At 71.3% G+C, this 14,341-nt stretch carries 11 protein-coding genes; all 11 read left to right on the top strand.

All coding sequences use genetic code 11. From position 1 onward, the window contains the following. Positions 1 to 24 precede the first annotated feature (24 nt). The 11 genes from DFP88_RS07110 to cbiE all read left to right on the top strand — a co-directional run bounded on the left by DFP88_RS07110 (position 25) and on the right by cbiE (position 14,083). Complete coding sequence (locus DFP88_RS07110) at positions 25 to 939, top strand: hydrogen peroxide-inducible genes activator (protein ID WP_110813755.1); 915 nt, start codon at positions 25 to 27, stop codon at positions 937 to 939. Between the two features lie 104 nt (positions 940 to 1,043). Next, positions 1,044 to 2,024: an NAD-dependent epimerase/dehydratase family protein gene (locus DFP88_RS07105; RefSeq protein ID WP_110813754.1), complete on the top strand. Its 981-nt coding sequence runs from the start codon at positions 1,044 to 1,046 to the stop codon at positions 2,022 to 2,024. 241 nt (positions 2,025 to 2,265) lie between these two features. After that, positions 2,266 to 3,237, top strand: coding sequence for an ABC transporter substrate-binding protein (locus tag DFP88_RS07100; RefSeq protein WP_110813753.1), 972 nt, complete (start codon positions 2,266 to 2,268; stop codon positions 3,235 to 3,237). A gap of 176 nt (positions 3,238 to 3,413) precedes the next feature. Next, positions 3,414 to 4,781, top strand: coding sequence for a M16 family metallopeptidase (locus DFP88_RS07095; RefSeq protein ID WP_110813752.1), 1,368 nt, complete (start codon positions 3,414 to 3,416; stop codon positions 4,779 to 4,781). Further along, the gene (locus DFP88_RS07090) at positions 4,778 to 6,205 is read left to right on the top strand and encodes a M16 family metallopeptidase (RefSeq protein WP_110813751.1); all 1,428 of its coding nucleotides are present in this window, start codon (positions 4,778 to 4,780) and stop codon (positions 6,203 to 6,205) included. Before DFP88_RS07095 ends, DFP88_RS07090 begins: the two co-directional genes overlap by 4 nt. A gap of 157 nt (positions 6,206 to 6,362) precedes the next feature. Further along, positions 6,363 to 8,339, top strand: coding sequence for a glycoside hydrolase family 3 protein (locus tag DFP88_RS07085; protein WP_110813750.1), 1,977 nt, complete (start codon positions 6,363 to 6,365; stop codon positions 8,337 to 8,339). 84 nt (positions 8,340 to 8,423) lie between these two features. Then, positions 8,424 to 10,286: a DNA mismatch repair endonuclease MutL gene (gene mutL / locus DFP88_RS07080; protein WP_110813749.1), complete on the top strand. Its 1,863-nt coding sequence runs from the start codon at positions 8,424 to 8,426 to the stop codon at positions 10,284 to 10,286. Positions 10,287 to 10,450: 164 nt separating this feature from the next. After that, positions 10,451 to 10,819, top strand: a complete 369-nt coding sequence (locus DFP88_RS07075) for a hypothetical protein (RefSeq protein ID WP_110813748.1) — start codon at positions 10,451 to 10,453, stop codon at positions 10,817 to 10,819. A gap of 189 nt (positions 10,820 to 11,008) precedes the next feature. Further along, positions 11,009 to 11,203 (top strand): DUF6732 family protein, encoded by a 195-nt coding sequence (locus DFP88_RS07070; RefSeq protein WP_110813747.1) that lies wholly within the window; start codon positions 11,009 to 11,011, stop codon positions 11,201 to 11,203. A gap of 1,054 nt (positions 11,204 to 12,257) precedes the next feature. Next, the gene (locus DFP88_RS07065; RefSeq protein ID WP_110814176.1) at positions 12,258 to 12,878 is read left to right on the top strand and encodes a precorrin-8X methylmutase; all 621 of its coding nucleotides are present in this window, start codon (positions 12,258 to 12,260) and stop codon (positions 12,876 to 12,878) included. After that, positions 12,875 to 14,083, top strand: a complete 1,209-nt coding sequence (gene cbiE / locus DFP88_RS07060) for a precorrin-6y C5,15-methyltransferase (decarboxylating) subunit CbiE (RefSeq protein WP_110813746.1) — start codon at positions 12,875 to 12,877, stop codon at positions 14,081 to 14,083. Before DFP88_RS07065 ends, cbiE begins: the two co-directional genes overlap by 4 nt. Positions 14,084 to 14,341: the final 258 nt, after the last annotated feature.

Below are 14,341 nucleotides of genomic sequence, written 5' to 3'. Positions count from 1 at the left end.
GCCATGGATAGCTTGGGGCTATGGATGAGGCCGACGCTACGCCAGCTCGAATACATCGTCGCGGTCCATCAGCTGGGCAGCTTCAGCCTCGCGGCGGAGATGCTGAACGTCAGCCAGCCCAGCCTCTCGAGCCAGATCGCGGCGGTCGAGGCGGCCTTCGGGCAGCGCCTGTTCAAGCGCGGTCGCGGCGGCGCGCAGGCGACGGCCAAGGGCCTGGACTGCGTCCGCCGCGCAAGGCGCATCCTGGCCGAGGTCGAGACCCTTCGCGGGGCCATGACCTCGGTCCTGCCCTTCGGCGGCAGGCTGCGGCTGGGCGTCCTGCCCTCGATCGGGCCCTATCTGCTGCCGCAGGTGATGCAATCGCTGCACCGCGAGCAGCCGGATCTGCGGGTCCTCGTGCGCGAGGAGAACACCCTCAGCCTCGACGAGGTCATCCGCAACGGTCGCTTCGACGCGATCATCTCGACGCCAGAGGATCACCCCAACACCCGGCAGTTCCCCCTCTTCACCGAGACCCTCTGGGTGGCGGTGGCCCGCGACCATCCCGTCGCCGCGCTGGGCCGGGCCCAGGCGGGCGATCTGGGCGGTCAGCGGCTGCTGACGCTGGACACCGGGCACCGGCTGGCGCGCATCGTCTACGGCCTCGCCGCGGCGAGCGGCGGCATCGTCTCGGGTGACTACGAGGGGACGAGCCTCGATTCCATCCTGCTCATGGCAGCCACCGGCGCCGGCGTCGCGGTGCTGCCCGACCTCTTCGCCCGGCGCCAGGCGATCCACCGCAGCGAGGTGGCCGTGAAGCCGCTGACCATGCCGGAGGCACATCGCGGCATCGGCCTGCTGTTCCCGGATGACCAGGCCCCCGCGACGGGGAGCGAGCGTCTCGCGGCGGTGATGCGCGAGGCGGCACACTCGCTCGGCCTGGCGGTCTCCGGGCCCTGACGCCGGCCTCGCGCCGCACCCTGTCCCGGCTGGACAAGCGCGACCGGCGCCATAGCTGACGGGACCCGGCCGCTGCAGGCCGGGACAGATTTGAAAGGACCGGCATGACCCTTCTTACCGTTGCCGGGGCCAGCGGCCTCGTCGGATCGACCATCACCGCCGAGGCCCTCGCCCGCGGCTATACCGTCCGCGGCACGCTGCGCGACGCCACCGACACCGCCAAGCGCGACAGTCTGATGTCCCTGCCCGGCGCGAAAGAGCGGCTGACGCTCGTCTCCGCCGATACCAGCGACCCGGCCAGCTTCGATGCCGCCTGCGAAGGCGCCGACGCCATCTTCGTCGCCTGCTTCCCGCCGATCTACAAGGCCGCCGACGGCACCCCCGCCACGCAGCTCGACCGCCAGCGCGGCTGGGACGAGATCGTCGCCCCGGTGGTCGATGGCTGCCGCACGGTGCTGCAGGCAGCGGCGCGGCAGGGCGTGGGCACGGTGCTCCTGTGCTCCTCGACCTCCTCGACCAACCCGCCGGAGCCGGTGGAGGTGAAGACCGAGGACAATGCCGTCTCCTCGGGCGAGCAGCAGATGGCGGCGGGCAAGTATACCTCGGCCGAGAAGATTTACATGGAAGAGATGGCGCAGGCGCTGTGCGACGAGGCCGGCATGCGGCTGTGCATCTTCCTGCCGACGATGATGCTGGGCCCGGTGCTCCCGCACCTGCAGGGCAACGAGAGCCTCGGCCTCGTGCGCGGCATGATCGAGGGGCGTCCGCAGCACGAGCGCATCCCCACCGGCTCGATCTCGGCGGCCCATGTCGGCGACGTGGCGAAACTCTTCCTCGCCGGCTACGAACAGCCCGAGGCGCGCGGTCGCTACTTCGCCGTCCGCGACAGCTGGCCCGTCGCCGATTTCTACGCCGAGCTCGGGCGCCTGCTTCCCGACGCGCCCCAGCCCCTGCCGCCCGAGGGCGAGATCGAGGCGCCGACCCGCTTCGACTTCACCCGCCAGCGCAGCCTTGGCGTGACGATGCGCGACATACCCGAGGTGCTGGCCGAGACGGTGGCCTTCCTTCGCGGGAAGCAGGGCTAGACCCTACGGCCCCACTAGGCCCCGCCCTGCGCCGGGCGGGGCCGGCGCGGCCCGTGCCCCGGTGTCACCCGCCGCAGCGCTCGCAAACTGGGGCCTTTGTTGCTAGGCTCACGGCCTTGATCGTCCGGCCAGACGCTCTGCGCGCAACGGATCCTTGTCCGGGACGAGGCGGGGGGTGGCCGGCCCACAAGGACCGGCGACGCGCGCTCGGTCCGGGGAACAACGAACCGACAGGGGATCCATGAACAAGCTACTCCTTTCCTCCGCACTGACCCTTCTCGCCGCCCCTGCCTTCGCCCAGGACGGCGACTGCGGCGAGGTGTCGATCACCGAGATGAACTGGGCCTCGGCCTCGGTTGTGACCAACGTCGCCTCCTTCATCATGACGCAGGGCTACGGCTGCACCGTCTCGACCGTCCCCTCGGACACGGTGCCGGCGATGACCTCGGTCTCCGAGAACGGCGAGCCTGACATCATCACCGAGCTCTGGAGCAATGCCACCGGCCAGATCTACCAGGAGATGAGGGCGGCCGGCACGATCGAGGAGCTTGGCCCCGTGCTCGAGCCGGGCGGCATCGACGCCTGGTGGATCCCGGGATACCTCGCCGAGGAGCACCCCGAGCTGACCACCATCGACGGCATCCTGGCCCATCCGGACTGGGTCGGCGGGCGGTTCCACAACTGCCCCGAGGGCTGGGGCTGCCGCGTCTTCAACGACAACCTGCTGCCGGCCTTCGGGGTCGAGGATGCGGGCATCGAGATCTTCAACCACGGCTCGGGCGAGACGCTCGCCTCCTCCATCGCCGCGGCCTTCGAGAACGAGGAGCCCTGGTTCGGCTACTACTGGGCCCCGACCTCCGTGATCGGCCGCTACGACATGGTCCAGGTCGACATGGGAGAGTACGATCAGGAGGCGCACGAGGCGGCGCAGAACCCCGACGCGGGCGATGTCGGCCGCACCTCCTTCCCGCCCGCGCCGGTGCTGACGGCGGTGACGACCGACTTCGCCGAGGATCATCCCGAACTCGTCGACTTCCTGTCGCAGATGACCTTCCAGACGGACACGATGAACGCGATCCTCAGCTGGATGGACGAGAATTCGGCCTCGGGCGAAGAGGGCGCGGTGCACTTCCTGACCACCTATCAGGACGAATGGTCCGGCTGGCTGAGCGACGAGGCGCGCGAGAACCTCTCGGCGGTGCTGCAGCAGTAAAACGAGACTTCGTAAGGGGGCGGCCGATGGCCTCTCCCTTACGGGCCAGCCGGCAGGCCCGCCGGGATCGGCGCCGCTATCCCTCGCCCCACCGCGCTTCACCTTCGCGTGCCCATGGCTGGCCGGGGCCAGCCGCCGGGACTAGGCTTCGCGCGGAATCGCCAAGGGAGAACCCGATGCTCCGCCTGCCCGCCCTGCCCGCCGCGAGGCGCCTTTCGATCGCCCTGCCGCTTCTCGCCCTGCCCGCCGCGGGCATGGCGGAAACCGGCGACGTCACCGCCTACGACCTCGACAACGGGATGGAGGTCGTGGTGATCGAGGATCATCGCGCCCCGGTCGTGGCCCATATGGTCTATTACAAGGCCGGCTCCGCCGACGAGGTGCCGGGCCTGTCCGGGGTCGCGCACTTCCTCGAACACCTGATGTTCAAGGCGACGGACGAGCTCGAGTCGGGCGAGTTCAGCCGCACCGTCGCCGAGAATGGCGGCACCGACAACGCCTTCACCTCATACGACCAGACGGCCTATTACCAGCGCGTCGCAGCCGACCGCCTGCCCCTGATGATGGAGATGGAGGCCGACCGGATGCGCAACCTCCAGCTCACGCAGGAGGAGGTCGATACCGAGCGGCAGGTGATCCTCGAGGAACGCAGCCAGCGCACCGACAGCAACCCCGGCGCCCTCGCGGGCGAGCAGATGCGCGCCGCCCAGTTCATCGCCAGCCGCTACGGCACCCCCATCATCGGCTGGCGCCACGAGATGGAGGAGCTCAGCCGCGAGGATGCGCTGGACTGGTATCGCACCTATTACAGCCCCAATGACGCGGTGCTGATCGTCGCCGGCGATGTCACGCCCGAGGCCGTGCTCGACCTCGCGCAGGAGTACTACGGCCCGATCGCGGCAGAGCCCGACCTGCCCGAGCGCGTGCGCCCGCAGGAGCCGCCGCAGCGCGCCGAGCGGCGCCTGACCTACGAGGACGAGCGCGTCGCGCGGCCCTATCTGATCCGCAGCTACCTCGCGCCAGAGCGTGACAGCGGCGCGCAGGAAGAGGCCGCCGCCCTGACCTACCTCGCGCAGATCCTCGGCGGGTCCTCCTTTACCAGCGTGCTGAGCGAGGATCTGACCTTCGAAAGCGACATCGCGCTTTTCGCCGGTGCCGGCTATGGCGGCATCTCCCTCGACCCGACGACCTTCTCGCTCTACGTGACCCCGGCCGAGGGCGTGAGCCTGCAGGAGGCCGAGGATGCGATGGACGCCTCGCTGCGCCGCTTCCTCGAAGAGGGGGTCGACGAGACCCAGCTCGAGCGGATCCGCACCCAGGTCCAGGCGAGCGAGATCTATGCCGACGACGATGCCTTCGGCCGCGCCCGCAGCTACGGCGCCGCCCTGACCAGCGGCCTGACGGTCGAGGACGTCGAGGCCTGGCCCGAGGTGCTGGGCGCCGTGACCGCGGAGGACATCATGGAGGCCGCGCGATCCGTCCTGAACCGCGACCAGAGCGTGACGATGTGCGTCGTCGCCGACCGAGAGGAGGATCTGCAATGATCCGCACGATCATCCGCCCCGCCGCCTGCGCGCTCGCGCTGAAGGGCAGCACAGCCCTGCCCGCCGCCGCGCAGGAGGGCGTAGAAAGCGCCATCGACATCCAGGAAGTCACCTCTCCCGGCGGGATCGAGGCCTGGCTCGTCGAGGAGCATTCCCTGCCCTTCACCGCGCTGGAGATCCGCTTCGACGGCGGCGCGGTGCTGGACCCCGAGGGTAAGGAGGGCGCCACCAACCTGATGATGGGCCTTCTCGAGGAAGGCTCGGGCGATATGGACGCGCGGGCCTTCCAGACCACGCGCGAGGGGCTGGCGGCGCAGTTCGGCTTCGACGCCGGCACCGATACCGTCAGCGTCTCGGCCCAGGTGCTGACCGAGAACCGGGGCGAGGCGATGGATCTGCTGCGGCAGGCGCTGATCGATCCCGCGTTCAACGAGACCGCCGTGGAGCGGGTGCGCGCGCAGGTGCAGGCCGGGATCCAGGCCGATGCGGTGAACCCGCAGCGCATCTCCGGCCGGACCTGGTTCGAGGAGGCCTATCCGGGTCACCCCATCGGCCGCCCGCTGTCGGGCACCGAAGAGAGCGTCGCCTCCCTGAGCCGCGCGGACCTTCATGCGGCGCATGAGGCCGCGATGGTGCGGGACCGCATCCATGTCGGCGCCGTGGGCGATATCACGCCCGAGGCGCTGGGCACGCTGCTGGACGACCTGCTGGGCGACCTGCCGCAGGAGGGGCCCGCTCTGCCCGAGGCCGCGGATTACGCGCTCGACGGCGGCACGACGGTCGTCGATTTCCCCTCGCCGCAGTCGGTCGCGCTTTTCGGTCAGCCGGGCATCGCGCGCGACGACGACGACTTCTTCGCTGCCTACGTGCTGAACCACATCCTCGGCGGCGGCGGCTTCGAAAGCCGGCTGATGGACGAGGTGCGCGAGAAGCGCGGGCTGACCTACGGCATCAGCACCTTCCTCAGCGACACCGAGTATTCCGAGCTCTGGCTCGGCTCCGTCGCTTCGGGCAATGCCACCATCGCCGAGGCGCTGGAGGTCACGAAGGCCGAATGGGCCGACATTGCCGAGAACGGCGTGACGGAGGAAGAGCTCGACCAGGCCAAGACCTACATCACGGGCGAATACCCGCTGCGCTTCGACGGGAACGGGCAGATCGCCTCGATCCTCGTCGGCCTGCAGATGATCGACCTGCCGCCGAGCTACGTCCTCGACCGCAATTCCTACATCGAGGCGGTAACGCTTGAGGACGTGAACCGCGTCGCGGCCGAACTCCTGGACCCCGAGGCGCTGCATACCGTCGTCGTCGGCCAGCCCGAGGGGCTGGAGGGGGCCGATCACGAGGCCGCCGATCTGCCCAGCGTCCTGCCCGAGCCGCCCGCCGCCGCGCCGGAGACCGGCGCGAGCCAGACGACCGAGTAGCCGGTCCGCCCCGGCACCCTGCGCCCCCTCGCGCAGCCGTGACCGGGGCCGCCCTCGCGGCAGCGGGCCGGGGGGCGCAAGGCCCCTTGCACCGCCGCCGGACATGCGGAACCCTCTCCCTCGCGGCCCGATCCAACGGTCGCGAGGGAGGACGATCATGACGACAGGCCGTATCATCACGCTGGCCATTTGCCTGCCGCTGGCAGGCGCGGCCTGGGCCCAGACCACGCCCAGGCAGCCGCAGATCGAGACGCGCGGCGCCTTGCCCATCGAGGTCGACGGCCTGACCTTCCGCGACCTCGACCGCAGCGGCGATCTGACCCCCTACGAGGACTGGCGCCTGCCCGACGACCAGCGCGTGGCCGACCTTCTGTCGCGCATGACGCTGGAGGAGAAGGCCGGCGTGATGATGCATGGCACCGCCCCGGCGCAATCCGACGAGAGCGGCACCGACAGCGGCCAGAGCTACGATCTGGAGGCCGCGCGCGCGCTCATCGAGGGTGACAAGGTCAATACCTTCATCACCCGCCTCGCCGGCGAGGCCGCGCATCTGGCCGAGCAGAACAACGCGCTGCAGGAGATCGCGGAAGGCACGCGCCTTGGCATCCCGGCGACGATCAGCACCGATCCACGCAATGCCTTTCAATATACCGAAGGCGCCAGCGTCGCGCCCGGCAGCTTCAGCCAGTGGCCGGAAACGACCGGCCTTGCCGCGCTGGACGATCCGGCGCTGACGCGGGCCTTCGCCGACATGGCGCGGCAGGAATACCGCGCCGTCGGCATCCACCAGGCCCTCTCGCCGCAGGCCGACCTCGCGACCGAGCCGCGCTGGAGCCGGGTGAACGGCACCTTCGGCGAGGACCCGCAGCGCGCCCGCGCCATGGTGAAGGCCTATGTCGCCGGCTTCCAAAACGGCGAAGGCGGGCTGGACGAGGGCAGCGTCATCACCACCGTCAAGCACTGGGTCGGCTACGGCGCCGCGCCCGAGGGCTTCGACAGCCACAATGCCTATGCCCGCACCGCCCAGTTCACCGGCGACAACCTCGGCCTGCACGTCATTCCCTTCGAAGGGGCCTTCGAGGCGCATGTCGGCGCGGTCATGCCCACCTACTCGATCCTCGAGGGGCTGACGGTGAACGGCCAGCCGCTGGAAGAGGTGGCGGCGGGCTACAATGCCCAGCTTCTGACCGACCTGCTGCGCGGCCGGCACCGCTTCGACGGCGTGATCCTGACCGACTGGCTGATCACCCGCGACTGCCGCGGCACCTGCCTGACCGGCTGGCCCGAGGGCGAGAGCCCGCGCATCGACGGCGACTTCGGCATCCCCTGGGGGGTCGAGGAGATGGCCCCCGTCGACCGCTACGCCAAGGCCGTGGAAGCCGGCGTCGACCAGTTTGGCGGCGTCTCGGACAGCGCGCTGCTGGTGCAGGCGGTGGCGCAAGGCAAGATCGAGGAAAGCCGCATCGACGAATCGGTGACCCGCATCCTTGGCCAGAAGTTCGCGCTGGGCCTCTTCGAGGCGCCCTTCGTCGCCCCGGCGCAGGCCGCGCAGATCGTCGGGAGCGACGAGTTCACCGAAGCCGGCCTCGATGCGCAGGCGCGCAGCACCGTCCTTTTGAAGAACGACGGCACCCTGCCGCTCGATCCCGCGCAGCGCAGCGTCTGGCTGCACGGCATCGACGCCGGCGTGGCCGAGGCGGCGGGCTTTACCGTGGTCGATGACCTCGCGCAGGCCGATCTCGCGCTGATCCGCGCCGATGCGCCCTATGAGCATCCCCATGCCGATTTCTTCTTCGGCTCCATCCAGCAGGAGGGGCGGCTGAACTTCGTGCCGGGCGACGCGGGCTACGACGCCTATCTCGAGGCGCAGGAGGCCGGGGTGCCGGCGGTGATGACCGTCACGATGAACCGCCCCGCGGTGCTGGCCGACGTGCAGGAGGCCGCGGCCCTGATGGCCAATTTCGGCCAGTCGGACGAGGCGCTGATGCAGGTGCTGACCGGCGCGGTCGCGCCCGAGGGCAGCCTGCCCTTCGAGCTTCCCGCCTCCATGGCGGCGGTCGAGGCGCAGGCCCCGGACCTGCCCTACGACAGCCGCGCGCCGCTCTATGCCTTCGGCGCGGGCATGAGCTACTGAGGCCCTCGCGCGCCGGTCCGCAGGTATGCGGGCCGGCGCGCCACCCCTTTCGCGGTGGCCCCGCGCCATGCTAGCACTGGTGGCATGACAGCGCTCGACCGCAACATATCAGCATCCCCTGCCGCGATCCGCCAGCTGGACGAGGCGGCGATCAACCGCATCGCCGCCGGCGAGGTGGTCGAACGCCCCGCCTCGGCGGTGAAGGAACTGGTCGAGAATGCCGTCGATGCCGGCGCGCGCCGGATCGAAGTGGTGATCGCCCATGGCGGGCGCAGCCTGATCCGGGTGACCGACGACGGCTGCGGCATCCCCGAGGCGCAGCTGCCCCTCGCCCTCGCGCGGCACGCGACCTCGAAGATCGATGGCACCGACCTTCTGAACATTCGCAGCTTCGGCTTCCGGGGCGAGGCGCTGGCCTCTCTCGGCGCCGTCGGACGGCTGAGCGTGACCAGCCGGGTCGAGGGCGCGGAGGGCGCGCGCATCGGCATGTCCGGCGGCCGGGCCGAGGGCTGCGCGCCCGCCGCGCTCGACTGCGGCACGGTGGTCGAGCTGCGCGACCTCTTCTACGCCACTCCCGCGCGGCTGAAGTTCCTGCGCACCGACAGGGCCGAGGCGCAGGCCGTCGCCGACACGCTGCGCCGCATCGCCATGGCCGAGCCGCGCGTCGGCTTTACCCTGCGCGACGACGAGAGCGGGCGCGTGATCCTGCGTCTCGACCCCGAGCGCGGCGAGGGGCAGGCGCCGCTGGAAGCCCGGCTGCGCGCGATCCTCGGGGCGGAGTTCACCGACAATGCGATCCCGCTCGAGGCCGAGCGCGAGGGGCATGTCCTGACCGGCCTCGCCGCCCTGCCGACCTATTCGCGCGGCGCGGCGGTGCAGCAGTTCGTCTTCGTCAACGGCCGCCCGGTGCGGGACAAGCTGCTGACCGGCGCGCTGAAGGCCGGCTATTCCGACCTGATGCATGCCGGGCGCCATCCCGCCGCCGCGCTCTTCGTGACCTGCGATCCGGCGCGGGTGGATGTGAACGTGCATCCCGCCAAGGCCGAGGTGCGGTTCCGCGATCCGGCCTCGGTCCGATCGCTGATCGTCACCGGGCTGCGGCAGGCGCTGGCCGGGGCGACGCATCGCTCGTCCAGCACCAATGCCTCGGCCGCCTTCGCCGCGATGCGCGCGCCGATGCCCGAGGCGCCGCAGGACCAGCCGCAGCCGCAGACCCCGCGTATCTACCAGATGGACCGCCCCTCGCAGGGAGCGCTGCGGCAAAGCTACGCCGCGCAGGCGCCCGCGCCGCAGCCCGCCGGCTTTGCCGAGACGACCGCGCCCTCGGCCCGGATCGACGAGGCCCCGTCTGCCGAGGCCGACCTGATGCGCCTGCCGCTGGGCGCCGCCCGCGCGCAACTGCACGAGACCTACATCGTCGCCCAGACCGAGGGCGGCATGATCCTCGTCGATGCCCATGCCGCGCATGAGCGGCTGGTCTACGAGCGGCTCAAGGCGCAGACAGCCGAAGCGGGCGTGCCCTCGCAGGCGCTGCTGATCCCCGAGATCGTGGAGCTGGGCGACGAGGCCGCCGTGCTGCTGGAGGCCGCCGAGGACCTCGCCCGGCTGGGCCTCGAGATCGAGGCTTTCGGTCCCGGCGCCGTCGCCGTGCGCGCCACGCCCGCGCCGCTGGGCCAGGTCTCGGCCAAGCCGCTGCTGCGCGACGTGCTGGACGAGCTGGCCGACCAGGGCAGCCATGCCAGCCTTTCGGCGCGGATCGACGCGATCCTCAGCCGCATGGCCTGCCACGGCTCCGTCCGCGCCGGACGGCGGCTGCGCGGCGAGGAGATGAACGCCCTCCTGCGCGAGATGGAGGCGACGCCGAACTCCGGCCAGTGCAACCACGGGCGCCCGACCTGGATCGCGCTGGACCTGCCGGATATCGAGAAGCTCTTCGGCCGGCGCTGAGCAGGCCGGGGCCTCCACCGCCTCCCCAGCCTTGCGGCCCCTTCGGGCCCCCTGTCTTGCCGCCCCTTAGGCCCCCCTGTCTTGCCGCCCCTCCGTGGCCTCTGTCTTGCCGCCCCTCCGGGGCGAGGCTAGGGTGCCGGGACACCATCCGCCGGAGGCCCCCGATGACCCGCATGCCCCTCGTCCTGTCGGCCCTTGCCGCGCTGACCACGCTGTCCGCCTGCGCCGGCCTGCCCGGCTCCGCGCCCTCGCCCACCGCCGGGCCGATCTCGGCCGTGGCCGGAGAGGTCGAGGGCGAGGTCGAGACCTACAGCTTCACCCCCTGCGGCGATGCCGCGACGATCTGCTCTGACGGCGACACCGGCACCCTCGCCACCGTCGGCGGCGAGACGGTGATCACCGGCCTTTACGGAACGCGCGTCTTCCGCCTCTCGCCCGGCGGCAGCGGCACGGTCGAGCTGAACGGCACCGCCTACCCGCTGGCTTGGGGCGTCGACACCGCCGCCGTCATCGCCGCGAACGCCGCAAGCTAGGGCGCCGCGCCGGGCGGCGCGCGGCATTTGCGCCGCCGCCCGCCTGCCCCTATCAATCACGGCAGACGAAGCCCCAGCGGCCAGAGAGATCGACGGCCCGAGGATCGCCCCGCACCGGGGATCGCTCGATAGCGCCACCGGCGCCGGCCCTGCCGCTCTCTGCTCCTGGCCAGACCGCAAGAGGTTCCCATGCGCCATATCCTGACCCTCGCCCTCGCGGCGCTCACCCCCGTCGCCGCCGCGGCCCATCCCGGCCATGTCGCCGAGGCGGGCGATCATACCCATTACGTCGCCGTCGCCGCGCTGGTGCTGGCCGTGCTCGTCGCCGGCGGCACGGCGCTGCGCCATCGGCTGCGCATCCGCCGCGAGGCGCGCAGGGCCTGAGCCCCCGCATGCAACCGCCCGCCTCTCCTGCGCCCGGTCCCCATGCCGGGCGCCCCCTCGGCCACACCGTGCTGCGGCGCAGGCTGAGACCATGAGCCTCTTCGACACCCATGTCGTGGTGGACTGGTCCGCCGCGGGCAGCCGCAGCCCCGCCAAACCCTCGGGCAATGCAATCTGGATTGCCGTGGTGCGCGACGGCCTCGCCTCGGCGCCGGTGTATTTCCGCACCCGGACCGAGGCCAGGACCCACCTGGCGGAGCTTCTTGCCGGGGAAGTCGCGCAGGGCCGCAAGACGCTGGCCTGCTTCGATTTCGCCTTCGGCTATCCGCAGGGAGCGGCCCGAAAGATCACCGGCTCGGACAGCGCGCTCGATCTCTGGGCCTGGCTTCACGAAAAGATCGAGGACAGGCCCGACAACGGCAACAACCGCTTCGCGGTCGCGGGGTGCGTGAACGAACTTTTCGACGGGCTCGGCCCCTTCTGGGGCCGGGAGGCAAGCCACGACATCCCCGGCGTCTCGACCCAAAAGCCAGTCCACAGCGGCGCGGATTACCCTCCGCAAAGACGGTTGACGGATCTCAAGGCGCCCAGCGCAAAGTCGGTCTGGCAGCTCTTCTACAACGGCTCGGTCGGATCGCAGGTGCTGATGGGGCTGCCGGCCCTTCAGGCCCTCCGGCAGGACCCGCGGCTGAAGCCGCATTGCAAGGTCTGGCCCTTCGAAACGGGGCTGAAGGCGCCCAAGGCCGCACTGGTGCTTGCGGAAATCTATCCCGCCTTGGTCAAGGATGCCGTCGCTGCGTCACGCTCAGAGGGCGAGATTCTCGACGCGGCTCAGGTTCGCGTCCTGGCCGATGCCCTTGCCGAAATGGACCGCAAGAACGAACTCGCTCCGCTCTTCGACCCGGCGCCCGAGATGAGCGAAGAAGAGCGGGATCTCGTGGAGACCGAAGAGGCCTGGATCCTCGGCGTGGGCCACGAGGCCGCTCTGAGACAAGCCGCAGAGACATCGCGGCCCAAAGTGCAGGCCGTCCCACGGCCCACCCCCCGCAAGCCCATGCGCCCCTACCTCAAGGACCCCGCCGCCATCGACGAGGCGAGCGTCGCCGCCGTCCGCCGCGAAGCGCGGCTGGAGCGGTTTCCGGACGGCCTCGCCGATCTGGCCCTCCGGCTGATCCAGGCCTGCGGGATGCCCGATATCGCCGACCGCCTGTCCGTCTCGCCCGGCGCGGTAGAGGCGGGGCGCAGGGCGCTGGCGGCAGGCGCCCCGGTGATCTGCGACTGCGAGATGGTCGCCGCCGGGCTGATCCGCCGCGACCTGCGCAGCGAGGTCATCGTCACGCTGAATGATCCGGCGACGGCGCCCATGGCCCGCGCCCTCGGCACCACCCGCTCGGCCGCGGCGACGGAGCTGTGGCAGGACCGCCTCGAAGGTGCCGTGGTCGCCATAGGCGATGCGCCCACCGCGCTGTTCCACCTGCTCGAAGGCCTCGACAAGGGCTGGCCGAAACCGGCGCTGATCCTCGGCTTTCCGGTCGGCTTCGTCGGCGCCGCCGAAAGCAAGGCCGAGCTCTCTGCCGATCCGCGCGGCTGCGATTTCATCACACTGCGCGGACGGCGCGGCGGACCCTCCATGGCCGCCGCCGCCATAGGCGCGCTTGCGAAAGGCCCCGCATGACCCCAACCGCCGCCTGGCTGCATATCGTCGGCATCGGCGAAGAGGGCCTCGACGGCCTGACCCCCGCCACCCGCGCCGTGGTCGAGGCTGCCGAGGTCATCGTCGGCGGAGAGCGTCACCATGACCTCGCCCGCGGCATCGGTGCCGAACGCGTTGCCTGGCCCGGCCCCTTCGACGCGATGATCGGCACGATCCAGGGCCTGAAGGGGCGGCGCGTCGTGGTGCTGGTGACGGGCGATCCCTTGTGGTTCTCGGTCGGGGCGCGCATCGGCCGCGCCATTCCGCCGGCCGAGATCACCTACCACCCGCAGCTTTCGGCCTTTCAGCTCGCTGCCGTGCGGATGGGCTGGAGCCTTGCCGACGTGGAGACGCTCACCGTCCATGGCCGCCCGGTCGAGACGATGATCGCCTTCATCCAGCCCGACGCCCAGCTGCTGATCCTGACGACGGGGGCCGAGACGCCGGCCCGCATCGCCGCCTTCCTGACCGAGCGCGGCTTCGGCCAAAGCCGGATGACAGTGCTGGCCAACATGGGCGGCAGGGAGGAGGCGCGCTTCGACGGCGTGGCTGAACGCTGGGACCACCAGGTCCCGGCCTTCAACACCCTTGCCGTCGACTGCGTCGCGGCGCCCGATGCGGCGCTGATCCCGCGCGTGCCGGGGCTTGAGGACAGCCTGTTCCAGTCCGACGGCACGATGACCAAGCGCGAGGTGCGCGCCGCCACGCTGGCCAAGCTGATGCCGATGCGCGGCGCGCTGCTCTGGGACATCGGCTCGGGCTCCGGCTCCGTCTCGATCGAGTGGATGCGCGCGGCGCGCTATGCCCGCGCCATCGGGATCGAGCCGCGCGCCGACCGCCGCGCCACGGCCGCCGCCAATGCCCTCGCCCTCGGCACGCCCCGGCTGGAACTGGTCGAGGGCGAGGCGCCGGAGGCGCTGGACGCCCTGCCCGCGCCCGATGCGATCTTCATCGGCGGCGGGCTGTCGGAGCCCGTCTTCGAGGCCGCCTGGGCCGCGCTGCGCCCGCTGGGCCGGCTGGTCGCCAATGCCGTGACGCTGGAATCGGAAGCGGCGCTGATGCAGCTCTACGCCCGGTACGGCGGCAGCCTCGCCCATATCGCCGTCGCGCGGGCCGAGCCGGTGGGCCGGCTGACCGGCTGGCGCCCCGCGATGCCGGTGATGCAATGGAGCCTGATCAAGCGATGAGCCGCAGGCCCTGCGGCGTCGCCCCCGGCTCCGCAGGGCCCGACCCGCTCCCCCCCCTGCGCGCCGCCCGGGTGACTAAGGCCGCGCCCACCCTGGCTTGACCCGCCCCGCCCGGCACCCCCGGCTGCCCGCGACAGATCGCGGCCTCTTGCCTTCGCGAGGATGCGGGGACTCTCGTGACCAAGCACCCGGTGAGCATGGATCGCGCCCCCGCCGCCCAGACTCCGCGCGGCGACGTCAAAAATGAAGGCCCAGGCC

The sequence above is a fragment of the Pseudoroseicyclus aestuarii genome, from assembly GCF_003217255.1.
In the GTDB taxonomy this organism is placed as follows: domain Bacteria; phylum Pseudomonadota; class Alphaproteobacteria; order Rhodobacterales; family Rhodobacteraceae; genus Pseudoroseicyclus; species Pseudoroseicyclus aestuarii.
This window is presented reverse-complemented; position numbering and strand designations above follow the sequence as displayed.